This window comes from Vibrio sp. 1557 (genome assembly GCF_033340175.1).
Taxonomy (GTDB): domain Bacteria; phylum Pseudomonadota; class Gammaproteobacteria; order Enterobacterales; family Vibrionaceae; genus Vibrio; species Vibrio alginolyticus.
Map to the genome: position 1 here is coordinate 1 of NZ_JAWOVZ010000004.1, position 25,060 is coordinate 25,060.

Consider the following 25,060-nt stretch of genomic DNA (forward strand, 5'->3'; position numbering starts at 1 on the left):
GGACGGATTCGAACCATCGAAGGCAGTGCCGGCAGATTTACAGTCTGCTCCCTTTGGCCACTCGGGAACCCCTCCAGAGGATTTTTATACTTAGTAAGATGTTTTCCCAACTCATCTCCCAAGTGCGGAGCGAATCATAGCAAACTCGCTCAGGCTGTAAAGCGTTTTTCTTACGTTTTTACGTTGAATGCTGTCTTTTTGGGCAAAGATGGTAGAAAGTCAGCGTTTTGTTTGTCCTTTGAACAGAAGAGAGGCGCGCTTTTTACTTGAATTTACACTACTTGACGTTAAACACCGTATCTACTGATAAACTGTAAGCAGTTTAATGACATAAGTTTATTCGTTTAGAAGTCAATATCATGAGCATGAAAGCCACGTTATCGTTATCTGTTTTAACGCTTTCTATATTACTGAGTTCTCCATCGGTTTGCGCTGCGATGCGAGGAGGCTCAGCGGTTACTGTTGTGACTGAACAAGTAGAAACGCATGAGATCAATCAATCCTTAACTCTTATCGGCAAATTAAAGGCAGCGGAGTCTGTGGTTGTCGCATCGGAAGTCGCTGGCAAAGTGAATCAAATCGCTGTTAAAGCGAATCAAAATGTCCAGCAAGACCAGCTATTAATTAAGTTAGATGACGATAAGGCTCAAGCCGCTTTGATTGAGGCAAAGGCGTATCTAAAAGATGAACAGCGTAAGTTAAAAGAGTTCCAACGTTTGGTTAAGCGGAATGCGATTACTCAAACTGAAATCGATGCACAAAAAGCCAGTGTTGAAATAGCACAAGCGAGGCTTGATGCTGCTCAAGCCAATTTAGCTGACCTCCATATTACTGCCCCATTTTCTGGCACTGTTGGTTTTATCGATTTTAGCCGCGGCAAAATGGTCAGTGCGGGTACTGAACTTTTGACGTTGGATGATCTTTCCGTCATGGAACTGGATTTACAAGTACCGGAGCGCTATTTATCGATGCTTTCTATTGGTATGGAAGTCATCGCTAAAACCAGTGCATGGGGTAGCCAGACCTTTACTGGTCAAGTCACAGGTATTGATACGCGGATCAGTGCCGAAACACTGAATCTTCGCGTGCGTATTGAGTTTGATAACCCAGAAAATCAATTGAAGCCGGGCATGTTGATGAACGCTTCACTAGCATTTCCTGCTATTAAGGCGCCAATCATTCCTGTTCAAGCACTTGAATACTCCGGAACTAAACGTTTTGTATATGTAATTGATGAAAATAACAAAGCTACTCGTCAAGAAGTGTCGCTAGGTGCTCGTGTTGGCAACGAGGTGGTGATCGAATCTGGTGTTGAGATTGGTGACAAGATTGTGGTTCAAGGCATTGTTAACATGCGTGATGGTGTCGAAGTGAAAGAAATTGTCGCGCCACTAAAAGCGAACACCACGGATGTGACACGCAATGACAGTGAATCGGATGAGGAAGAAAACTAATGTTACTGTCCGACGTTTCAGTTAAACGCCCTGTCGCGGCGTTGGTTCTGAGCATGCTGTTGTGTGTGTTTGGCTTTGTGTCATTCACCAAATTAGCCGTTCGTGAAATGCCTGATATAGAAAGCCCAGTCGTTTCTATCAGTACGCGTTATGAGGGTGCATCGGCGACTATTATTGAAAGCCAAATTACCTCCGTTTTGGAAGACCAGCTTTCTGGGATCAGTGGAGTTGATGAAATTAGCTCCACTACTCGTAACAGCATGTCGCGTATCACGATCACGTTTGAGTTAGGTTACGATCTCAACACAGGTGTGAGCGACGTGCGTGATGCAGTGGCTCGTGCTCAGCGCTCGCTACCTGATGAAGCGGATGACCCTATTGTTTATAAGAACAATGGCTCGGGAGAGGCGTCGCTCTACATCAATCTCAGTTCTGCAGAGATGGACCGTACTCAATTAACCGATTATGCCGAACGTGTATTGATGGACCGCTTTAGCCTGATCTCTGGGGTTAGCTCCATTGATCTCTCCGGTGGTTTGTACAAGGTCATGTACGTGAAGCTTAAGCCAGAACTAATGGCTGGACGTTCAGTTACAGCTTCGGACATTACATCAGCTTTGCGAAGTGAGAACCTAGAAAGCCCAGGTGGTGAAGTTCGCAACGACTCAACAGTAATGTCCGTGCGTACGGCTCGTACTTATAACACGCCTGAAGATTTTCAATATCTTGTCATTAAACGCGCAAGCGACAATACACCTATCTATTTAAAAGATGTAGCAGATGTCTTCATTGGTGCAGAAAACGAAAATTCAACCTTCAAAAGTGATGGTGTAGTAAACATCAGTCTTGGTGTGGTATCGCAGTCAGACGCAAACCCGTTAGAGGTTGCTAAGCTGGTTCGTTCTGAAGTCGATAACATCCAGAAGTTCTTACCAGAAGGTACACGCCTTGCGATAGATTACGACGCGACAGTATTTATCGAGCGTTCAATCGAAGAGGTGTACAGCACGCTATTTATCACAGGCGGCTTGGTGATTTTGGTGTTGTACATTTTCATCGGCCAAGCTCGTGCAACCTTAATTCCTGCGGTTACGGTTCCTGTTTCTCTGATTTCTTCGTTCATTGCCGCGTACTACTTTGGGTTTTCTATCAACTTGATCACCTTGATGGCGTTGATATTATCGATTGGTTTGGTGGTGGATGACGCAATTGTGGTTGTAGAGAATATCTTCCACCATATTGAACGCGGTGAATCGCCATTACTCGCCGCATATAAAGGCACAAGAGAGGTTGGTTTTGCTGTTATAGCAACAACATTAGTGCTGGTGATGGTGTTCTTACCGATCTCCTTTATGGATGGCATGGTAGGTCTACTATTTACAGAGTTTTCTGTATTGCTGGCTATGTCGGTCATATTCTCCTCTTTGATTGCCCTGACGCTGACTCCTGTATTAGGTAGTCAGATTTTGAAAGCGAATGTAAAACCAAATCGATTCAATGAAGCGGTTGATCGCTTGTTTAGCAAGCTTGAGAGTGGTTATCGCGCATTATTGAAAGGCGCATTGAAAGTACGTTGGGCTGCTCCGCTGGTGATTCTAGCTTGTTTGGGCGGTAGCTATTTCTTGATGAATCAGGTACCGGCCCAGCTGACCCCACAAGAAGATCGCGGTGTGATATTCGCGTTTGTGCGCGGTGCAGATGCTACGTCATACAATCGTATGTCAGCCAATATGGATATTGTCGAAGACCGATTGATGCCATTACTAGGGCAAGGTTATCTGAAGTCATTCAGTATCCAAACGCCAGCGTTTGGTGGCCAGGCAGGAGACCAGACAGGCTTTGTGATCATGATTCTAGAAGATTGGAACGAACGTGATATCACGGCTCAGCAAGCCCTTAACAAAGTACGGAAAGAATTGGCAGGTATCCCAGATGTTCGAGTGTTCCCATTTATGCCAGGTTTCCAAGGTGGTTCGAGTGAGCCAGTTCAGTTCGTATTAGGCGGCTCTGATTACGATGAGCTCGTTGTTTGGGCTGAAATGCTAAAGAACAAAGCAGAAGAATCACCAATGATGGAAGGAGCAGAGATAGATTACTCGGAAAAAACGCCTGAGTTATTGGTTACAGTTGACCGACAGCGTGCCGCAGAGCTAGGAGTCAGTGTTCAAGACATTTCTGACACCCTAGAAATCATGCTCGGTGGTAAAAGCGAAACGACTTATGTTGAGCGTGGCGAAGAGTACGATGTGTATCTTCGCGGTGATGAAAATAGCTTTAATAATGCTGCAGATTTAAGTCAGATTTATCTGCGCACGAATAGCGGTCAGCTAGTGACGTTAGATGCGGTCACAAAAATTGAAGAAGTGGCGGCCTCTATTCGTCTTTCTCACTACAACAAACAGAAGTCCATCACTATTACTGCCAACCTGTCGGAAGGTTATACATTAGGAGATGCGCTGGATTACCTAGACCAGGAAGCCATCGACAACTTACCGGGTGACATTTCGGTGAGTTATTCGGGGGAGTCGAAAGACTTTAAAGAGAACCAAGCGAGTGTTGCTGTTGTGTTTGCATTGGCACTGCTAGTGGCGTATCTCGTGTTGGCGGCTCAGTTTGAAAGCTTCGTAAACCCGTTAGTGGTCATGTTTACGGTGCCGATGGGTGTATTTGGTGGCTTCCTTGGTTTAGTTATTATGGGCCAAGGTATGAACATTTATAGCCAGATCGGCATGATCATGTTGATTGGTATGGTGACGAAAAACGGTATTTTGATCGTAGAATTTGCCAATCAGCTACGTGATCGTGGCGTTGGGTTTGAAAAAGCGATCATTGATGCAGCTGCGCGACGTCTACGTCCAATCTTGATGACTGCGTTTACCACACTTGCTGGCGCAATTCCGTTGATCGTATCGACAGGGGCGGGTTATGAGAGCCGTATTGCCGTGGGTACGGTAATCTTTTTCGGGATGGGGTTTGCGACATTGGTGACCTTGTTTGTTATCCCGGCAATGTACCGATTGATTTCGGCGAAAACACAAGCACCAGGTCATGTAGAAGCAGAGTTAAACAAAGCAATTAGCCATGATACGAAGGGCCGTATAGCGCACCCTTAAATCAAACGTTAAAACATAAAAGCCGAGGTAATAACCTCGGCTTCTCTTTATCGGTTTAAAGTTAGCTCGGAAGCGTTCGATTAGAAGCGTTTCCCTAGGCTGATTTGTACACCTTCGTAGCTGTCGTAAAAATCTTCAAAACCCATATCCGCGACATTATAAATGTACTCTGCGCGTAACCAGATATCTTTGCTCATATCCCAATGGACACCAGCACCGATGTTGAATAGCGCGCCTGAATCATCTGTGACTTTTTGTTCGTTTGGAACATACATTTCAGCTTGAGTGCCAAGCGCAGTTACGCGACCAAACAGTGACAGCGGCGTATCGCCTAAGTTATCACTTGTTACAACAGCAGACATACCTGCTTGGTAATAGTGAAGATCTAAGTCAGTTTTTAGAGCATCGTTCTTAAGTTCATTTTGTGAATAGCGCAGAACCCCTTCAAACGCGAGGTATTGGTTTATATGGTAACCCCAGCCAACTGTGATATGTGGTGTTGACCACTCATTGTCTCTATCCGAGCCGAAATACGGTGTATCAAAACCAACGTTACCAGTACCCAGATAAAAATAAGATTGATGAGCTTGTTCTTGAGCAGCTAAAGTTGGCACGCTAATGGTCAAGGCAGACAATAATAGAATGGCGTTTTTCATAACTAGACGATAACCTTGGTAAAAGACCGTTGTAATGATTTGTTTAAATGTTAATTTAATCAATAGGATGGATGGTAATTATCATATCAGCTTTTATCAAAGGTAGTGATTTTAGAATGGGAATTGTTGCGCTAAAGCATACTTCTTACTCATGACTACCGACTAACTAGATATGGTGACGAAAGCTAGCTAAATAAGAGAGAAGGAAAGGAAAGTGGCTGAATTCAAATACAAAAACTTGACTCAAGAAGAACAAGATAAGTTAGACGCGGCGACATTTCGCCGTTTATTGGCGCATTTAGATGCTAACAAAGACGTACAAAACATCGACCTGATGATCCTTGCGGGCTTCTGTCGCAACTGCTTTAGCAAATGGTATAAATCTGAGGCTGAAAATCTCGGTTTGGATTTAGATATTGATGACGCTCGCGAACGTGTTTACGGCATGACTTACGATGAATGGAAACAAAATCATCAACCAGCGGCAACGCCAGAACAATTGGCTGCGTTTGAAGCGCGCCAGAAAAAGTAAAACCCAGCGATAAAAACAGCCCACATGAAGTTGGGCTGTTTTTTAAAGTCCAGTTTGCACGTTAAGCGTTAGTTGAGCCGCAACAAGCTGGCTCAACGCAACCTTTTGCTTGAATGACTTCGAGTTGAGCTAAGTAAGGTTGAATATCGCCGATGTTCTCTTTTACCCATGTTAAGTCATAATACGTATCTAGGTAACGCTCTCCAGAATCACATAGAAGCGTCACGATAGAACCCTTCTCACCGCGTTGTTTCATCTCACAAGCCAATTGCAGCACACCGTAAAGATTGGTGCCTGTTGATGCGCCGACTTTACGCCCAATCAGCTGAGATACCCAATGGGCGGTTGCCACACTGGCTGCGTCTGGAATTTTGCGCATTTCATCAATGACACCAGCAATAAAACTTGGTTCGACACGTGGTCGCCCGATACCTTCAATTTTGCTGCCAGTATCGCCTTGCAATGAGTGATTTCCTGACTGGAAAGCATCGTAAAACACTGAGTTTTCAGGGTCTACCACGCAAAGCTTAGTGTCGTATTTTTGGTAACGAATAAAACGGCCAATGGTTGCTGATGTGCCGCCTGTTCCAGGACTCATCACTACCCAGCTAGGAATCGGGTGATCTTCTAACTCCATTTGGCTAAAGATAGAGTTCGCGATGTTGTTGTTACCGCGCCAGTCAGTAGCGCGTTCAGCATAAGTAAACTGGTCCATGTAGTGACCATTTAGTTCTTGAGCCAAGCGTCGAGACTCGTCATAAATCTGATCTGATCGTTCAACAAGGTGCGCTTTACCACCGTAAAATTCAATTTGTTCGATCTTTTTACGTGCAGTGGTTTTCGGCATGACGGCAATGAACGGTAAGCCAAGTAAACGCGCAAAATACGCTTCCGAAACGGCAGTGCTGCCTGAGGACGCCTCGATTACAGTGGTTTCAGGACCAATCCATCCATTACAAATAGCATAAAGAAACAATGAGCGCGCCAATCGATGCTTAAGAGAGCCTGTTGGATGCGTGCTCTCATCTTTTAGGTAGATATCGATACCATCAAGAGAAGGCAGTTCAAGTTTAAATAAATGAGTATCAGCAGAACGTTGAAAGTCTGCTTCAATTTTACGCACTGCATTGTTGATCCAGTTGTGGTCAGTACACATGGCGTCTCTCCTTGGAAATCGATAGATAAGCATTAGATGGGAATAATTTACCTATAATACGAGAGAAAAACTTTGCTATAGTTGCCGGTAATGACTATTTTGATAGAAAAGTTTTCTACACTTCGTGGGTTTTATAGGATGAGTTTGGATCGGGTCGATAAACAGCTGCTTGCGTTGTTACAAACCGACAGCACCTTGTCATTAAATGAGTTAGCAGAGCAGGTAAATCTGACAACGACGCCATGTTGGAAGCGTTTGAAAAGGTTGGAAGAAGAGGGCTACATCGAAAAACGCGTGGCGTTGTTAAGTACAGAAAAGCTCGAGCTATCTTTCATTGCATTTGTTCAGTTAAAAACGATTGATCATTCCGAAGGTTGGTATCACCATTTTGTTACAACTGTGAGTGACTTTCCTGAGGTAATGGAGTTTTATCGTATGGCTGGCGAGTATGACTACATGATGAAAGTACTAGTCAAAGATATGAAGTGTTTTGACGAATTCTATAAGCGGTTAGTTAATAGCGTAAAAGGACTATCTAATGTGACTTCAACATTTGCTATGGAGTCCATTAAATACACAACAGAGTTACCAATCCTAAAATAACTCGCCCTATAAGAATTCTATCTAATGTTAATTCTACCTTTTAGTATTTTAAATGTTAAAAGGTAGTTTGATTATGCTTTTAAAACTATTTCCTACCAGATTTTTATAAATATAAACGATATTTATTCTCTCTTCTATTTTTCATTAACCATTTGTTTTTGCAGTCCATTAATCCTATACATCATAACGAAAGAAAAAATAACGCAATTTTTTCTCTTTCTTTTTCATGTTTTATTTTATTGAATATTAATTTTTACTAAATTAATGGAAGAGTTTGATTTAAACGTTTGCTTTTTGTGTTTTCATGTAATTTGGTCGCTATTTTTGATTATTTGTTTTTAGGATTAATACAGTAGCAATTACTTAAGTAATAAAGTACTCAAAAATGGGGATAGTGATTAATAAAACATCGTATTATTATCGCCCCATCTTGTATGTAACAAAGTATTACTAAAAATGAACAGAAATTACTATTTGCTTTTTCTCGCAGCTTTACTCGCTGGCTGTGGCGGTGGGGGAGACTCTAAGCCGAACAATACGAAGACACCAACTACGATAACAAAGCAGAACCGTCCGCAATTAAAAGTGGAAGACACGGTGTTGAAGTTTGAAGGAGTGGGAACGGTTACTGAAGCAAAACTGAGCAATGTACATGGGTCGGTATCTTACCAAGTCATTGATTCTAATCCGCCAAATGTCGTGAAAATTAATGACTCAGGAATACTACAAATTCTGCGCCCAGGAACGGCGACTATTCTTGCTACAGATAGTAGCTCTGCTTATGAATCTTCTGAAGCAAGATTTTCTGTCACTGTAGAGCGAGGCATCAATACTGAACTTTCAGTGAGTGATCTGAATTTCAATGCGATTGAGTCAGAAGGAAAAGCGTTGATCGTCCGTGGCCAAAAAGGCGAACTGAGTTATGAGGTAGAAAGTGGTCATAACTTGATTCGTGTTGATGAGAACGGTTCGGTATATTCATTAGGTTCAGTTGGTCAGGCATCGGTGCTGATTACTGATTCAGGTAACGACTTTTACTTGCCGAAACAAGTTCGCGCTACGGTTAAGCTGCATGCAGTAGCTCCGGGGCAATTACAGTTCGCTTTGCTTGAAGACGAGTATCGAGAAGGGTTGACGTTAGAACCAGTGCGTCTAGATAAAGCTCAAACGCAACGTATTTCTTACAAAATTATAAATAGCGTACCAGACAGCAAGGTGGCCGAGTTGCTAGACCCTGAAACGGGTTTACTTCTTGTTCATAATGTTGGTCGATTAACGGTTGAAGCGACTGCAACTTACAGCGACGCGTTTCTGGATAAACAGCAAACAGCGCAATTTTTTGTGGATGTAAAACAAGGCAAGCGTCAAGAAATCAGGGCAGCGGATATCGTCACAACTTATGAGGAAGGTGGACGAATTTTCCCTAAGGTGACGAACGCCTACGGTGACTATGAGCTGAGAATCATTCGTGGTGAAGACGTTGTCGCTAAAACTGAAAATGGTGAAGCATTACTGATCAAAGGTGTTGGTGCTGCTGAAGTGGAAATTTACGAGCATGACATGCGTAATTATCCTGCAAGCAAAACTCGCTTTGATCTTGAAGTTAATCGCGCGCCTCATCCCGTTATAAAAGACATTGAAATGCCGCTTACCTATCAACCAAATCTTTCAATCCCTCTGGCGTTTAAAGGGCAAAAAGGTAACGTAAATCTAGTTAGCAGCTTACCTAATGGCTTACGAATGACTGACGGCAAGTTGGAGGTAGTGACTGCGGGTGAGTACGACCTTAAGTTTGAAGACGATGGTGGGGAGTTCTACCAACCTATTCAATTTAATGTCGTCATTAAAGTTGCAAAGGCTGAAGGCCAACCCATGGCAACGCACGATTATGACGTTGTATACAGCAACAAATACAGTTTTGATCTTCATCGTGATTTTGGTTTGAGTGCTGACGAGCAAATTGAGATTGTAGATAACACCGCACCAGATGTTGTCGGTGGTTTTAGTGAAGGACGTCTCCATGTGTATAAAGCGGGTAAAGCGACGCTAACTGTGCGCAGAAAAGAGAGCGCGAATTATACTGTTGGTCCTGATCAAAAAGTCTACGTGACAATTTTGAGTGCGCCGAGCCGAATTGAAGTTCAATCCGATGTGGAAGAGATTTGGAAGGTTGGCCAAACATTTGTTGCGCCGAAAATCTCTGGTACGGTTGGGGAAGTTACGTACCGATTTGCAGACAACGCAGCAACAGATGTAGTTTCCTTAAACAGCCAAACGGGTGCCATGCAAATTCTTAACGCGGGTAGCACAAAAATTATTGTTTCGGATGCGGGGGACGACAAAGTGGATCCGGGTGAAAGTAGCTTCTCGGTCACGATTAAACAAGGCACAAACCCTGTATCGGTTACTTACCCAACGGTAGAATTCTCCGCTGGTAGTGTTATCTCACCAGTGATGAGTGGTGGGACTGCGAAGGCAAGTTACCGTCTTATTAACCAAAAAGATCCTGTGGTCGAGCTAGTTTCCCCTGATACGGGGCGTTTGAAGATTTTGCACGCAGGCGAGTACCAAGTAGAGGTTACTCTTACTGGACGCAACTACAAAGCTAAAACAATCGTCGTAAATGGCACTATTAACAAAGCGAATCACCTTGGTTTAAGTGCTTCTACAATGAAGGTGGAATTTGAACCATTTAAAAAGGTTAAGCTAGACTTTGGTACACCAATAGGAAACCGCAGCTATCAAATATCCAGCTCAACAATTAAAGGAGTCGCTTCATTAGATGTTGATAAGGAAGAGCTGACGTTACTTGACCTCCCGCCAGTAAAAAGACGTTGGATTTCTCTCGACGTTTCTGAAGGAGAATCTCGAGATTACAAAGCGTTGGAAAGTAAGAAAGTCCAGCTGTATCTAAGCTTTGCAGATGAAGGTGTTGCGGATCAATATACATTGCTTGAAACTGAACAAACAGTATTGTTTAGCACGCTAAATGCACGTGAGTTTTCTAACTTAGAAGAAAGTGAGTTTGGTTTGATGAACGTTCGTTCAGTGCGTGAGCCAACGGACGAAGAATTGAAACTATACGGCAAAGGTAAGATTGCACTACTTGCATTCAAGCCGGTGGGTAACGATGACCAAACTCTAATAAAAGGAGCGTGGGTACACTTAGCTCGATTTGATGGATGTACATCAGAGCTGTTCGAAGATGATCTCAAGCCTTTTGAAGCAATTGACTATGATGACCCAGGGTACTGCACCAACGGCAGCACGATTCGTATGACTCGGTTCTTAGTAATTGATGACTCGAAGATGGAAAAGGTAGAGTATGAGTTAGTAGCACCTGTGATTACTTACCGTCGTGGGGTTCGTGAATTTTTAGCAACGAATAAAGGTGGATTCTATGCCGACCCAAATGTCATTTACGGGAAAGGCGAATATGGTTACCCGAAATCACTTTACGAATGGTCGGTTGTTAACATGAAGTATCAACCAAATTAATCATCGTTTGATACCCATTAAAAAAGGAGTGCGGAACAGCACTCCTTTTTTCGTGTAACGAACACGAGCTATTTCGTGTAGCGCATCACCCCTTCTTGCACGGCGGTCGCCACTAAGTGACCTTGCTGGTTGTATATTTCGCCTCGGACCAACCCACGAGTATTGCTCGCCGTTGGGCTCTCTATCGCATATAGAAGCCATTCATCCATCTTAAACGGACGATGGAACCAGATAGAGTGGTCAATGGTGGCCACTTGAAAGTTAGGCGTCATTAATGAGACTTCATGTGGATGCATTGCTGTCACAAGGAATCCCCAATCGGATGCGTAGGCCAGAAGGTACTGGTGAATTAGCTGATTCTCTGGCATTTCACCATTAGCACGAATCCAAAGGTACTGTTTGGGTTCTGCTTTTTTGGGCTTCAAAGGGTTGATAACCGTAACGGGGCGAGTTTCGATTGGCTTTTCCCCGCAAAATGTTTTGCGTAAGCGTTTGGGTAGAAATTCTGCAATATGGCTTGCGAGCTCACTCTCTGAGGCAAAGTTTTCTGGACCAGGGATATCTGGCATTTCTTTTTGATGATCAAACCCAGGTTGATCGCCATGGTAGGATGCGGTTAGGTAAAAAATAGGGCGTCCATTTTGAATTGCTTTTACGCGTCTAGTGCTAAAGCTACGGCCATCTCTCAGATTTTCTACATCATAAATAATAGGTTTTTCTGGATCGCCAGGGTACAAAAAATAGCTATGGAAGGAGTGTACCGTGCGTGTTTCTTCAACGGTGTAGCGCGCAGCAGAAAGCGCTTGCCCAATTACTTGACCGCCATAAACTTGAGGCAAACCTAGGTTTTCACTTTGGCCACGAAACAAGCCTTCTTCTAATTTTTCGAGTTGTAGTAGGCTGAGCAATTCTCGTAGTGGTTTACTCATTGTGTCTCCTCACCGTTGTCTTTCATTCCAAGTTACCTCAACAGCCTCACTCTTGTGAAGTGGTATAGTTAAGAACTATTGAGTAACTTAGAAATAGTATTGTTCCAATTATGAAACAAAATCAATTGTTTGATAAATTCTAACTCAGTCAAACTATTGTCAAATAAAGTGATAGGAAGCAGACAGTTTTATATTCCACACCTATAATTGCCTCGGTTTAATGCTCTCTTCGAGGAATATATGAAAAAAACACTACTACTTGTTACTTCCCTACTCTTTGGGGCTGCGTTAGTGGGTTGCCAAACTTCTCAAAATACAGAAATGGAATCTACAGAAGCGTCAATGAAGACGATTACAGGTACAGTGGCTTATCGCGAGCGGATTGCCTTGCCACCAAACGCAGTGGTTACTATTGCGTTAGAAGATGTGTCCTTGGCGGATGCGCCAGCAAAAGTGTTGGCGAAACAGACATTCGAAACAGAAGGTAAGCAAGTTCCTCTTTCTTTTGAGTTGAGTTACGACAGCAATGAAATCAAACCAAACCATCGTTACAGCGTTCGTGCTCGCATTGAGGTAGATGGAAAGCTGCGTTTTATCAGCGACACACATAACGGTGTTATTACAGATGAAGCACAAACTCACCAATTAGATATTCGTCTAGTTGGAACACGTTAATACGACGTACTGAGAACAAAAAATGGCAGCTTAAGGCTGCCATTTGTATTTTTTAAGTGAAGTTTTGCCAACTTCCGATACTTCAATCCCTTCTGCTTCTAATTTCTTTTTTTGTCGCTCTAAGTCTCTGCCTTTTAAAGATATTTTTCCTTGGCTATTTACCACTCTAAACCAGGGGAGTTTGCTGTCTTCTGGTAGGTTACCCAGTGCTTTACCAACATGTCTCGCATAGCCCGGATAACCGGCCATTTTTGCAATTTCCCCATAGGTGGAGACTTTTCCTTTTGGAATTTGGTGAATTACAGCAAAGATTTGCGCTAAAAATTGGTCCATACTCAAAAGTGTCTATTTTGGATTACTAAGGAATGGTAAACCATTGGACTTGTATATTGCTAACGGTTCTTAACCCTTGTGTTGCCAGCGACTCACTTTGAAGAATTACATTTTCTGTTCTTTAGTGTCGTTGGTTGATGAGCCTTAAACAGCATGAAGCAAACGCAAGCTAAGCTTGAATCTAGACCCTCTCAACGACTTTCAATCCCAGTTTTTGCCGTTGAGTTACCAAGTAGGTGGGGAAGCCAGGAGGCGCTATGATTTTATCGACACTTCAATTTTTCGTTACGACCTTACTCGCTGTTGTCTGCGTTCGGGCGATGAGTTTGAGCGAGGGTGACATTCCCGTTCTTGCTCTTATGATCCCCGCGCTGTGGGTTCTGCCACAAGGTGGGTTCGCTGGCTTAGTATTGCTGGGCGCGATGATGGCTTTTGGTGCGACACTCTCAATGCAGCCAATTGCTTTGTCGGTTGGTGTTTTGATCCTTTTCCCACTTTTAATGGTGGTGTTTTCTCGTAGAAGCTCTTTAGGCGTGTTGCTCACCGCTGGTCTTATTGTACTTACACTGCAAGTTGGTCTTATGGTCACACAGCAAGGCGGTAAGCTGGATGGGTCTGCTTGGGTTACAGTGGTTCAAACCATTGCGGTTATGGCGATGTGGTGGTCGGCTGCGCATTGGACGCCATCCAATAAACACAGCTGGTGGCCGTTGTTTTTGTTGCTCCCATTGTGGATTGCAGGCCTACCATACGCCGTTCTTATGGCGTTAAGTTTGACGGGAATGTTAGCGTCAATGGAAGCACTTGCGAAGCTTCAACATACCATTCGCTGGAGCAAATTATTATGTTGGACATTGCCGACTGTGGGTTTTGCCGCTTTAGTCGTCAGCCCGACCACGGATGTGCCAAACCCTGTTTTCGTGGTTTGGATCTGTTTGTTAGGGACGGCTTGGATGACTGACTATATTTTACGTAGTAGCGATGAACAGGCTGAATTATGAGTTTTTAGTCAGGTAAAAAGTGACATGTGCGGCAGAGTATCGAATTGGTTGTGGAACAAAATGGAGATTAGTATATGTTCTTCATTTCATATTTACTACACTTCCAATAATAATAACCACAATATAAGTGGTTGATTTAAGATAAGTTTGTCATGACAACTTTTGCTCGAACACTGTTGCTTTTTGCATGTTGCCTCTTGAGTTTGAATGTAAAAGCCGAAGCCCCTTTAATTGCTCATTATAAAGTCGCGACTGAAGCGGATGATGTCGTCACTCGTGTTCTTTTCAATGCTGCTTCAAAGGAGTTTGGCTTTACCGTTCAATACGTGAACTACTCCAGCTTTGATGCCATTCTAAATTCAGTAGCGAATGGGGAAGCGGACTTTGCTGCGAATATCACTTACACACAAGAACGTGCTCAACGTTTTAGTTATTCCCGCCCAACAAATATCGAATATACCTACCTCTTTGGTTTAAAAGATTCGACGTTGAGTGACATTTCGCGTGTTGGCATCCCCAAAGATACAGTTTATGCCCAATTACTTAAACAACACTACCCTGAGCTAGAACAGATCTCTTATCAAGGTCATGAACAAGCAGTAACACTGCTACGTTCAGGTGCTGTGGACGGCGTTGTCGATGCCATTAACCAGCTCAAGCCGATGCTGATGGAGGGGTTTGACGCCAAGATGCTCAATGATCAGATTTCGATAAAGCCCGTATCCATCATCAGTAAAAAAGATCATCATCTTGAGGAGTTGGACACGTTCGCTACGTTTATTCACGGGGAAGCGGTGCAAAAGCAGCTTCGCGAAGAAATTTCCCAGTATCAATTTGAATTAAGGCGAGCAGCGTTGCGTGATTCTATTCGTTTATTACCCCTTGATTTTAATGAACCAATACGGATTAAGCTCGAATCTATCTTTCCATATGTTGTATACAACGCAGATGGTAGTGTCGAAGGGATGACGGCTGATGTAGTCCTGAGAAGTTGTGAGATCTTGGCTTTAAACTGCTTGATCATTAGTGAGCCTGGTGAAAGCTGGGGTTCTATGTACCATGAGTTTATCCAAGGTAATTTCGAAATTTTGGCGCCGTTAACGGTCAGCCGTGAGCGGCGCGCATTTAGCTACTTTCCAAAGTCCCATTACGCGCCAGCATCGGTGATGGTCAAGCGTTTAGGTTACAAACCGAGCACATACTCTCATGTTTCACAGTTGATATCTGAGCGGATTGGCGTAGTTAAGGATGACTTTTTCGATCAAATGATGACGCAACTGTTACCGCTAAAAGAACTCAAACGTTATCGTACCCAACAAGAACTCATTCAGGGGCTATTAAATGAAGAAGTCGATTACATTCCGATGGATACGGCGATGCTCAATCATTTTTTACGTCTCAGTGAACTGGTTCCGATAGAGCAGGATACCGCTATTGGCGAGTTTTATGAGTCTCAACTCTCTGTTGGATTGGTCGCGAATGAAAAAGGAGCCATGCTTGCGCCTTTCTTCAGTCGAGCGATAGCGATGTTAGAAGTTGATAAGATCATTGCTCAGTACGATGTACGCCCAGATTGGCGTACCGCACTTGAATATGAGATTCGATTAGCGACGCAAACACAAGCTGTGTTTATCTTTGTATTATTGTTTGCTATTTGTGTTTCGCTTTATCTTTACCGTCAATCGAACACTGACAACTTAACAGGGTTAAGGAACCGTCGTGCGTTGCAAGTAAAGTATCGAAAAGGAGTAAACAAAGATCTATCCATACTTTACTTAGACATTAATCATTTCAAACGAATCAATGACACTTATGGGCATCGCGCTGGGGACGAAGTTTTACAACTACTGGCACTAAAAATTCATTATGTCTGGTCGGGAAGATGTTATCGAATTGGAGGGGATGAGTTCATATTGCTGGGTTATCCAACGCAAGCCGAGTTAACTAGAGCAATGAGAGAGCTCAGTAGAATCGACGTGAAAGGCAAATTATGTAGTGATTCGGAGTCTATAAGTATCTCTATTGGTTTCTCTGCAAAAAGGGAACGGCACATGAGCTTAGAGCAAGCGATGCATTTGGCTGATGAAGACATGTACATGAGTAAGCAGTCCTCACGGCACGACTCCTCTTATCGTGACTGCACGGTTTCATCATAAAGGAATGAATTGATCGAGTTTTGTTCAAACGGTAATGAAATGATGAAATTCAAGGTTTTTGCTCTTGCATTATGAGAGCTGATACTGAATAATCGCCCCATCGATTGAGGCAAGACCTCTCGAAAAGAATTATGGGGCTCTGGTCCTCTCGCAACAATAGCTCGTGAACTCGGTCAGGTCCGGAAGGAAGCAGCCGCAGCGTGTGACTTGTGTGCCGGGATGTGGCTGGGGTCCCACCCTTTTGAAAGCCCTGCGTTATCGCAGGGCTTTTTTCGTTTTTGAGCCTTCTTTTATTTTGGCTACGCTTGGTGTTCAACGTCTTCTGATGATCAAGCTTCTTGAGGTTATTTAGGTATAATTTATAATCTCATCCGCTTGATACCGAACTGTCGTGAAGATTGTTTAGGGTACGCTCGCCGAATAACCATTTTCACCTGGGATACTTTAATGATTTCAAAAAACCAATTAAAACTGCTTCGTGCTTTAGGTCAAAAGAAACAGCGTAAAGCGCATGGCTTATTCCTAGTTCAGGGTGAAAAGAACGTACTAGAGCTAGCAAGTAGTTCATTGAAGGTGAAGCAGGTTTTTGCAACAGCGGCATTTCTCGAACAAAATGCTGGTACGCTAAATCGTTTTGATTGTGTTGAAGCATCGCTTGATGAATTGACCAAAGCGAGCACGCTTGTGAGCAATAATGCGGCCATTGCTATGGTTGAAATTCCGAGTGTAAAAGAGCCTCAAGCGAAAGGATTGATGATCGCGTTAGATGGTGTATCCGACCCTGGTAATCTAGGTACGATTATTCGTGTTGCAGACTGGTATGGCATCAAGCACATTATTGCGAGTACAGATTGTGCTGATCCTTATAATCCTAAAACGATCAGTGCGACCATGGGCAGCTTTGGCCGCGTACAAGTGAGTTTGGTGGATTTGCCAAGTTACTTGGAACACGCCAAATTGCCAGTATATGGCGCGTTTTTGGAAGGAGAGAGCGTTCATAAAACGGATTTCGCTGCTGAAGGTATTTTGTTGATGGGCAGCGAATCTCATGGTGTGCGTGAAGCCGCAGCAAAATTCGTGACAGATAAGATCACGATTCCGGCGTTTGGCGGTGCCGAATCACTGAATGTCGCGATGGCGACTGGCATTATTTTAGACAACATGCGCCGCCAACATAGCTAACGCAACAATTACTTAATAACAAAGCCAGTCAATTTGACTGGCTTTGTTGTATTTATTGCCTAGAAAAATCAGCCTGGCTGAATCTTGCGTTTAACGAAATACAGTGAATGTTGTTCGGTGAGTTAATTTTGTTTTAGTTCAATAGGCTGTGCCTATAAATAAAATTACTCCTTTCCATTTAGTAAAATCAGGAAATTAGGCGACACTTATCTAAAGGCCGCAATAAAATGCCCTTAAGGAGATAAGAATGCATTCATTAAAAGTAAAAGATTACATGACGTTGCAAGCGGTGACTTTCACGAAAGATATGTCACTTTCGGCAGCTTTAAACAAAGTAATGCAAAGTGTCACACTAGGTGGCCCTGTCATTGATGAAAATGAAAAAGTGGTTGGGTTTTTATCGGAGCAAGACTTATTAGATAAGTTGGTGAAAGCAAGTTATCACTGCCAAGATACACATACGGTACAAGAGTGTATGCATGATGATGTCTTATCTGTTTCTCCAGAAATGTCAGTAATTGAACTGGCTGACATGATGAAAGTTGGAAAGCCGAAAATGTATCCAGTGGTGGATGGCAAAGGTAAGTTGGTTGGTGTTATCACAAGAAGAGACGTGCTGCGTGCCATAGGAATGACATTAAATGAGTGTTTTAAGCATCCCGTTTAACCTCTCTGTTTAAACTTTACGGAATATTGCTTTTAAACTGGTTTGGAAAGACGCTTCGGCGTCTTTTTTATTTTCTATCGCCGAACTGTACAAATTTATCTTGACCTTGGAGCTTACTCTAAGGTTTATCCTTAGCAATAGGTAAATCACCGATACCAATAAGGAAAAAATTATGTGTACAAAACATCAAGGTTGCCAATCTAGCAAAATCAAAACTGCGGTGCCGCTTGGTGCAAGCGAGTCATGCTGTGCGCCAGTAAAATCTTCGCTCAATATCTCTCAGGCCAGTGTTGATGTTTCTGAAAGCTCTTGCTGTAGTGGAGGAGGCTGCAGCGTTGACACAGGCGAGGAAGACGATCCCACAAGGGAGAGTAATTCCTCCGTTCGGAACGCTTGGCTTGTGTCAGGTATGGATTGCCCATCTTGTGCGCAAAAGCTTGAGAAAGCCATTACGTCTTTACAAGGCGTCAGCCAAGCCAAGGTTTTGTTTGCAACAGAAAAACTGGTCGTCGATTTTGATGGTCTAGAGCTGATAGCTACGATAGAGCAGACAGCCCAAAAAACGGGTTTCCCGCTCTCTTCACTTGATGCTCCAAAACCAAGCACTACAAAGAAAGGCTGGCTTGGCGTCATAAGAGACAACATCCAAATTCTCTCGATTGCTGGTGCAATGGCTACTGCGGCAGTAATTTCTAAGATCGACCCTCAAATAAGCGCTTGGTTATTCACTTTGACGTGTTTACTTGGTTTATACCCAATCGCGCTCAAAGCATTTAAGTTGGCGCGTAGCGGTACGCCTTTTGCGATTGAAACGTTAATGAGTGTAGCGGCGCTCGGCGCTTTATATTTAGGTGAAACCGCCGAAGCCGCAATGGTGTTATTGCTTTTCCTTATTGGTGAAAAGTTAGAAGCATATGCATCATCTCGCGCGCGAAGCGGTGTCCAGGCGTTAATGGACTTAGTCCCAGAAAATTCAATTTTAATTATTGATGGTGAACGCAAAGAAGTACCAGCTGCGCAGCTTAAACTAGGGGATATCATAGAAGTCGCACCCGGAGGTCGTTTGCCTGCCGACGGTGTTTTGCAAGATGCGCTTGCGAGTTTTGACGAAAGTGCGTTAACGGGAGAATCTGTTCCCGTTGAACATCAAACCGGTGGCAAAGTGATGGCCGGGGCTGTGGTTGTCGATAAAGTGGTTCGTTTACAGGTGACTTCCCGTCAGGGCGAGAATGCGATAGATCGAATTCTTCATTTGATTGAAGAAGCAGAATCCCGTAAGGCACCATTAGAACGCTTTCTTGATAAATTTAGCCGTTGGTATACGCCACTAATGATGTTGGTGTCTCTGATGGTTATCGTTACGCCGCCATTACTATTTGCCCAACCGTGGGAAACGTGGATCTATCGAGGACTCGCCCTGCTGTTGATTGCTTGTCCATGTGCGTTAGTCATTTCAACGCCTGCGGCGATCACTTCTGGCTTGGCGGCAGCGGCTAAGCGGGGCGCATTGATCAAAGGTGGAGCGGCGCTTGAGTTGCTTGGCAAGGTTGAGTCTGTCGCATTTGATAAAACTGGGACACTGACGCAAGGTAAACCAGAAGTGACCGACGTCTTTGCTTTTGATATGGATGAAGACAAGTTACTTAGCCTAACTGCGTCAATCGAGGTTGGTTCAAGTCATCCTCTAGCGGTTTCTTTAGTTACCAAAGTGCAAGAGCAGGGGCTTACTATTCCTGAAGCGTTGGATAAAACCGCGCAAGTAGGCTCTGGTGTCACTGGTTACGTCGATGGAAAAATGGTCCAAGTGGTCACGCCTTCAAAGGCAGACTTTCCACTTTCTCAAGAAGCCAAAGAGCAAGTGGTTACGTTGGAACAACAAGGTAAAACGGTTGTCATTGTTCGTTACGATGACGAGGTCATTGGCGTGATCGCATGGCAAGATACATTGCGCTCAGATGCCCAGCAAGCCATCGCAATGTTGAAGGAACTTGGGGTCACGTCGGTGATGCTAACGGGTGACAACCCGAGAAGTGCAGAAGCAATGGCAAATAGAATAGGCTTGGATTATAAAGCGAGTTTGTTACCTGCAGACAAGGTGCATTACGTCGAGAAACTATCACAACAACATACCGTTGCGATGGTGGGAGACGGTATCAATGATGCTCCAGCCATGAAAGCTTCGAGCATTGGTATTGCGATGGGAGGCGGTACGGATGTTGCGCTCGAGACTGCTGATGCGGCGTTAACACACAACCGGTTGATTGAGCTACCTGCCATGATAGAACTGTCGCGTGCGACGCTAAGTAACATTCGTCAGAATGTCGCGTTAGCGCTAGGTTTGAAAGGTGTATTCTTAGTGACAAGTTTACTTGGGGTTACTGGGTTGTGGGTTGCAGTATTAGCTGACAGTGGTGCAACAGCACTGGTGACATTGAATGCGTTGAGATTACTTCGTTTTGAGTCCAAACAGATCAAATAACTGACCTAACCAATGATCCCACTCATTAATAGCCCGAGGCATTCGTGTATCGGGCTTTTTTTAACCGTATTCACCTGATGCGATCAGACGTTTTTCTCGTCCTTGAAATCACGCATTGCTATGCAACAAAATGACTTAATGCCCCCTAAAGTGTGATAAATACCAGTTTTGTTTGAAATTTCATTTTCATTACATTTTGTCATTGTGATTGTGATCACTCTATGTTGGTGAAAGGTTCGCTACAGTGCATCTGTACCCAATAACTGATTAATGAGCTTATTGTTCATAAAATAAGCCACAATAAGGAGCGACTTATGTCTCAAGCTGTATTCCATTTAGGTGTTACTGAAGCTGATCTTAATGGTGCGACTCTAGCGATCATTCCTGGTGACCCAGCGCGTGTTCAAAAAATCGCAGAACAAATGGAAAATCCAGTATTTCTAGCAAGCCATCGTGAATACACGCTATACCGTGCAGAGCTAGACGGTAAACCTGTTGTGGTTTGTTCTACAGGTATTGGTGGTCCTTCTACCTCTATCGCAGTTGAGGAATTGGCACAGCTTGGTGTTCGTACTTTCCTACGTGTTGGTACAACGGGTGCAATTCAACCGCATGTAAACGTGGGTGACATGATCGTAACGACGGGGTCAGTTCGTCTTGACGGTGCGAGCCTACACTTTGCTCCTATGGAATTCCCAGCAGTTGCTGACTTTGAAGTAGCAACCGCAATGAAAGCAGCGGTAGAAGAGTCTGGCGCTACAGTTCACATGGGTGTGACTGCATCAAGCGACACGTTCTACCCTGGTCAAGAACGTTACGATACGTTCTCTGGTCGTGTTGTTAAGCGTTTCCAAGGCTCTATGCAAGAATGGCAAGACATGGGCGTACTTAACTTCGAGATGGAGTCTGCAACACTGCTAACAATGTGTGCGAGCTCTGGTTTAAAAGCGGGTTGTGTGGCAGGTGTTATCATCAACCGTACACAAAAAGAGATTCCAGATCATTCAACTCTGAAAGAAACGGAAGCGCGTTCAATTAAAGTGGTTGTAGAAGCAGCGCGTAAAATGCTTTAAGCCCCTATAGTTGGCATTTAAACAAACAGAAAAAACCAGAGGCTAACCTCTGGTTTTTTTCTAGTTATAGAAATGCGTACAGCTAAAATTTAGGTATAAAAAAAGCAGCATTAATGCTGCTTTTTATCGTTGTGAATTTTAGCTTTTCTTAATGGCACTATATCTCGTCTGAACCGCCCGCGTCTTTAAACCAAGCAGTTAAGTGCGTTCTTAAATCTTTAAGCTCATCAGGGCCAATCAGGGCTAGCCCTAAGTCTTCAGCACGAGTAATGTCATTGTGACGAAGAGGACGGAAGCTCACCAACATTGCGCGCGCTTGTAAGCCACCTAATAGATCGCGAAGCGATTCTAACTTATATAAAGTATCGTCGCCGTCATCTCTCATGCCTTTGGTTTTGCACTCGATGATGTGCAACTTGTTGTTTACAACTGTTGCGACATCTAACTCATTGCGTACTTCACTTTCACCAAGTTTGCGATAAACCTGAACATTTAACGATCGATCTTGGATCGTCGGCATGGTGTCTTGGATTTGCTTCACGGTGCTGTGAACCAAAGTTTCTAACCACTCACCGTTTGAAAAGCGTCGAGCATCTTCATCTGCAAACGTTAAAACGCCATTCTCATAGGTGGCGATTTCTGCTTCTACTAAATCTGAAAGCAACATGTTGAGCTCACGGTAGCCCTGCTGTTTTTCGGAGAGCTCGACATCAAGCTTTTGTTCTTTGCGGCATGTGGTTGCAAGGTAGTTAAGTGTTGCTAGACCTGGCCCAAGTTCAAGCGCATTTGAGGCCCATCGTTCACCAAGTTCATACAATTTTTTATCAAGAAGAGGTGGTAAATCAACGTGGTGAAACTCGCCGCGTGCACCAAAGATAGTGAGGTAATCTGCAATCGTAATGTGATCTTCGACTTGGGTATCTTCTTTGCCATCAGGGTATAACCAACAAAGCTTATCGCTACTAGGCTCAACCACAAAAATTGGCCAGCGATAGGTACGGAAAACTTCGTACACCGACAACAAGCGATGACGAAGACCACAGCTCGCGTTCAATTTTACATCTTCGCCGCGTTCATGGAGGTCTTTTGCCAGTTTTTGAATTGCTTGTTTGATCAGAGATGTATTAACAGCGGATGGAATTTCAAAAAATTCAGAAGTAATTTCTCGTTGATCTAAAACGGCACTCAGTCGGTCAAATATATCTAACTGGCTCTTGTCTCCGATGAAGACGATATGTGTGCTTAGCGTACGATTATCTAATAGAGGAGTGACCAATCTCACTGGGTCTTGGTCGATAATACCAACATGAACAGCCATAGATTTTCCTTTTTATGAGGCCGCTCGAAAAGAGTTGTGCAAGGGGATGAGCTGGCCTTATTAATCATATGTAGACATGGCCGACAAAAAACAAGGGCGACTTAACAAAAAGTCGCCCTTATATAGTTGATTGCACTAATTAATACTCTTAATTATAAAGTATTTATAACTTAAAGCGGTGGACCAATTCATTTTGCTGATGAGCCAAGTGGGTCAGTGATTCACTGGTTTGTGCGATACTCGACATGGCTTGGAAACTTTCATCGGCGATGCTGTTGATATCTTCAATACTGCGAGCAATGTCTGTTGATGTTTCACTTTGCTCTGCTGCTGCTTGTGAAATGTGCGTACTCATTTGGCTGATCTCAATGATTAGCGCCTGGATCTCTTCCATTGAGCTGTTCGCTTTTGATGCTTGCTCAACCGACATCTCCATATCGCTCATACAGCTTTGTATGACTTGGTTCGCCGATTGCGAGCTAGATTGCAGATTACTGATCATGGATTCAATTTCAGTGGTTGATTGAGTCGTTCTTGATGCGAGTACTCGTACTTCATCTGCCACTACCGCGAAGCCGCGACCTTGTTCACCAGCGCGAGCCGCTTCAATTGCCGCGTTCAATGCCAGTAGGTTGGTTTGCTCCGCAATGTTGCGGATCACATCAAGGATAGACCCAATTTGACCACTCATTTTTTGTAGCTCAGAAACTGCGGAGACCGATTCGTTCAAACGTGTTTCTAGTTGATTAATGGTTGAGATGTTACTGCTCATAACATTTCTGCCTTCTTCAGAGGCAGATTCGACGCGTTGCACCATTTCTAGCGAGCCTTGCGCACTTTGCGCGACTTCCTGCACTGAATGAGACATTTCTGTCATCGCGGTAGCGACGTTTGCCGTTTGTTCGCGTTGAGAGCTCAATTTAATTTGTGCTTGCGAAGAGGTGCGTTCGTTGGTTGTCGCGGTTGACGATAGGTTTTCTGACGCTTCGTTGAGTTTCACCAAGATCTCGTGAAGGTTGTCGGCGAGTGAGTTAATGTGTCCACTCACACGGCTGAATTCGTTGTTATAGCGAATATCGATACGCTGTGTCATATCACCTTCAGTCAGGCCTTCTAACACTTTTAGAATACGAGTCAACGGCTCGCGAACGCTTTGTGCGATGTGGTAGCCAATCGCTGTCGCGAGTAAAACGACAATAACGCCAATGATGATGGCTTTCGTTACACCGGCCGAATATATGTCACCTGCATCTGCCAATGATTCATTGAGCTTATCTGTTGCGGTTGTCGTAAATTGCTCAAGAATCGCCATGGTTGAATCCACTTTATTTGCTAGGTTGGCGATATTGTTATACAAAGCGGCGCGAGCATTGAGGTAATTATTATGTTGGTCTAACACACCGCCACGCATACCAACGTCGCGAGTAAATTGCTCTACAGATTCGCCAAATGCTTTTTCTAGCTCAGGAAGTTGAGTCACCAACCCGCGGAATGCGTAATTCAAGTGCGTTACTGCTTTGCGGTTTTTAGCTACGGCTTGCGTAACAAACTCAGGGTTGGAACTGGCGAGGGCATCAGAGGTAATTACTTCGGCATCTTTTAACTTGATAAAGTAGCTCTTTGCCATGACTTTGACAGAAATGCTGGTTTGATCTGCCACATATTCTTTAAGACCAACCGAAAGTTCGGTATTCAGTTTTTGGAAGCGGCGTGAGGATTTTTGAACTTCTTCTTGAGCCGCGAACATTGCTTCGTAGTTGTCCATGGCCTCTAGAGCTTCTGTAAAATAGCTCTGCTCTAACGTTTTTAACTGTGAAAACGGTTCGGCAAGAGAAGGGTAGATTTGGCTTGCGGTTTTCAGTTGAGCCAATGTGGATTCGAAGCGTTGTTGAGATCTAGCAAATTCCTGACGCATTTCATCCATGCGTTGTTTATTCTCTGTCGTCAGGAAGTCTTTAAATGATTTGTCGGCAGAAAGCAGCTCAACACTGGTTTGATTAGATAACGATACCAACGGTAGGGATGATTTAGAAACCGTGCCAAATTTTCCGTGAATATCACTCATTCCTCCCATCATAATGGCAATTGTGACGGCAAATAGGATGATGATCAGTGCAAAGCCGGCATACATCCTTTTAATAACTGAACCTCGCATAAGTGAGCTTCCTCTCCCAAAAATAGACAAGCTACCCAAGTATTTTTGAATTTACTTGGGTATAAAAATAATAATTGTCT

General features: G+C 43.8%; 18 protein-coding genes, 1 tRNA gene and 1 other RNA gene. 13 read left to right on the top strand and 7 right to left on the bottom strand.

Features of this window, described 5'->3' with window-relative positions; translation table 11 throughout:
* A tRNA-Tyr gene (locus tag R7070_RS07205) sits at positions 1-67 on the bottom strand.
* Between the two features lie 292 nt (positions 68-359).
* On the opposite strand from R7070_RS07205, the gene R7070_RS07210 reads away from it, so the two are divergent.
* Both R7070_RS07210 and vmeF read left to right on the top strand, forming a co-directional pair.
* Positions 360-1,454 carry an efflux RND transporter periplasmic adaptor subunit gene (locus tag R7070_RS07210; RefSeq protein ID WP_005378593.1) on the top strand — a complete coding sequence of 365 codons (1,095 nt, stop codon included), beginning with the start codon at positions 360-362 and terminating at the stop codon, positions 1,452-1,454.
* A complete protein-coding gene (gene vmeF, locus R7070_RS07215) occupies positions 1,454-4,567 on the top strand; it encodes a multidrug efflux RND transporter permease subunit VmeF (protein ID WP_054576347.1) in 3,114 nt (1,037 codons plus the stop codon). The genes R7070_RS07210 and vmeF overlap by 1 nt, the downstream gene beginning before the upstream one ends.
* An 80-nt stretch (positions 4,568-4,647) precedes the next feature.
* Here vmeF and R7070_RS07220 read toward each other — a convergent pair whose 3' ends face one another.
* The gene (locus R7070_RS07220) at positions 4,648-5,223 is read right to left on the bottom strand and encodes a porin family protein (RefSeq protein WP_053307492.1); all 576 of its coding nucleotides are present in this window, start codon (positions 5,221-5,223) and stop codon (positions 4,648-4,650) included.
* 214 nt (positions 5,224-5,437) lie between these two features.
* Here R7070_RS07220 and R7070_RS07225 point away from each other — a divergent pair, with 214 nt between their 5' ends.
* On the top strand, positions 5,438-5,755 hold the full coding sequence (locus tag R7070_RS07225; protein ID WP_005378586.1) for a DUF1244 domain-containing protein: 318 nt from the start codon (positions 5,438-5,440) through the stop codon (positions 5,753-5,755).
* 61 nt (positions 5,756-5,816) lie between these two features.
* Here R7070_RS07225 and R7070_RS07230 read toward each other — a convergent pair whose 3' ends face one another.
* Positions 5,817-6,911 (bottom strand): PLP-dependent cysteine synthase family protein, encoded by a 1,095-nt coding sequence (locus R7070_RS07230; RefSeq protein WP_256900308.1) that lies wholly within the window; start codon positions 6,909-6,911, stop codon positions 5,817-5,819.
* Positions 6,912-7,049: 138 nt separating this feature from the next.
* Between R7070_RS07230 and R7070_RS07235 the strand changes: the two genes are divergently transcribed.
* Both R7070_RS07235 and R7070_RS07240 read left to right on the top strand, forming a co-directional pair.
* Positions 7,050-7,514, top strand: a complete 465-nt coding sequence (locus tag R7070_RS07235) for an Lrp/AsnC family transcriptional regulator (RefSeq protein WP_017820003.1) — start codon at positions 7,050-7,052, stop codon at positions 7,512-7,514.
* A 456-nt stretch (positions 7,515-7,970) separates the two neighbouring features.
* Positions 7,971-11,012 (top strand): cadherin repeat domain-containing protein, encoded by a 3,042-nt coding sequence (locus R7070_RS07240; protein WP_262629467.1) that lies wholly within the window; start codon positions 7,971-7,973, stop codon positions 11,010-11,012.
* A 68-nt stretch (positions 11,013-11,080) separates the two neighbouring features.
* Here the strand turns inward: R7070_RS07240 and tesB are convergent, their stop codons facing one another.
* Positions 11,081-11,941, bottom strand: a complete 861-nt coding sequence (gene tesB / locus R7070_RS07245) for an acyl-CoA thioesterase II (protein WP_005378575.1) — start codon at positions 11,939-11,941, stop codon at positions 11,081-11,083.
* A gap of 240 nt (positions 11,942-12,181) precedes the next feature.
* Here tesB and R7070_RS07250 point away from each other — a divergent pair, with 240 nt between their 5' ends.
* Positions 12,182-12,616: a YbaY family lipoprotein gene (locus R7070_RS07250; RefSeq protein ID WP_005378572.1), complete on the top strand. Its 435-nt coding sequence runs from the start codon at positions 12,182-12,184 to the stop codon at positions 12,614-12,616.
* A gap of 30 nt (positions 12,617-12,646) precedes the next feature.
* Here R7070_RS07250 and R7070_RS07255 read toward each other — a convergent pair whose 3' ends face one another.
* A complete protein-coding gene (locus tag R7070_RS07255; RefSeq protein WP_033905036.1) occupies positions 12,647-12,949 on the bottom strand; it encodes a DNA base-flipping protein in 303 nt (100 codons plus the stop codon).
* Positions 12,950-13,206: 257 nt separating this feature from the next.
* Here R7070_RS07255 and R7070_RS07260 point away from each other — a divergent pair, with 257 nt between their 5' ends.
* The 7 genes from R7070_RS07260 to udp all read left to right on the top strand — a co-directional run bounded on the left by R7070_RS07260 (position 13,207) and on the right by udp (position 21,507).
* A complete protein-coding gene (locus R7070_RS07260; RefSeq protein WP_005389942.1) occupies positions 13,207-13,950 on the top strand; it encodes a hypothetical protein in 744 nt (247 codons plus the stop codon).
* A gap of 152 nt (positions 13,951-14,102) precedes the next feature.
* Positions 14,103-16,106 carry a GGDEF domain-containing protein gene (locus R7070_RS07265; protein WP_256900310.1) on the top strand — a complete coding sequence of 668 codons (2,004 nt, stop codon included), beginning with the start codon at positions 14,103-14,105 and terminating at the stop codon, positions 16,104-16,106.
* A 137-nt stretch (positions 16,107-16,243) separates the two neighbouring features.
* Positions 16,244-16,340: signal recognition particle sRNA small type (ffs, locus tag R7070_RS07270), an RNA gene on the top strand.
* A 213-nt stretch (positions 16,341-16,553) separates the two neighbouring features.
* A complete protein-coding gene (locus R7070_RS07275) occupies positions 16,554-17,288 on the top strand; it encodes an RNA methyltransferase (RefSeq protein ID WP_167415096.1) in 735 nt (244 codons plus the stop codon).
* A 247-nt stretch (positions 17,289-17,535) separates the two neighbouring features.
* A complete protein-coding gene (locus R7070_RS07280) occupies positions 17,536-17,955 on the top strand; it encodes a CBS domain-containing protein (protein ID WP_005378483.1) in 420 nt (139 codons plus the stop codon).
* Between the two features lie 172 nt (positions 17,956-18,127).
* Positions 18,128-20,434: a zinc/cadmium/mercury/lead-transporting ATPase gene (locus tag R7070_RS07285; protein WP_256900311.1), complete on the top strand. Its 2,307-nt coding sequence runs from the start codon at positions 18,128-18,130 to the stop codon at positions 20,432-20,434.
* A gap of 314 nt (positions 20,435-20,748) precedes the next feature.
* Entirely contained in the window at positions 20,749-21,507 is a 759-nt protein-coding gene (gene udp / locus R7070_RS07290) for a uridine phosphorylase (protein WP_005378479.1), read from the top strand.
* Positions 21,508-21,664: 157 nt separating this feature from the next.
* Here the strand turns inward: udp and R7070_RS07295 are convergent, their stop codons facing one another.
* Positions 21,665-22,825, bottom strand: a complete 1,161-nt coding sequence (locus tag R7070_RS07295) for a DUF1887 family protein (protein WP_005378476.1) — start codon at positions 22,823-22,825, stop codon at positions 21,665-21,667.
* A 163-nt stretch (positions 22,826-22,988) separates the two neighbouring features.
* Positions 22,989-24,980, bottom strand: a complete 1,992-nt coding sequence (locus tag R7070_RS07300) for a methyl-accepting chemotaxis protein (protein WP_086046599.1) — start codon at positions 24,978-24,980, stop codon at positions 22,989-22,991.
* Positions 24,981-25,060 lie beyond the last annotated feature (80 nt).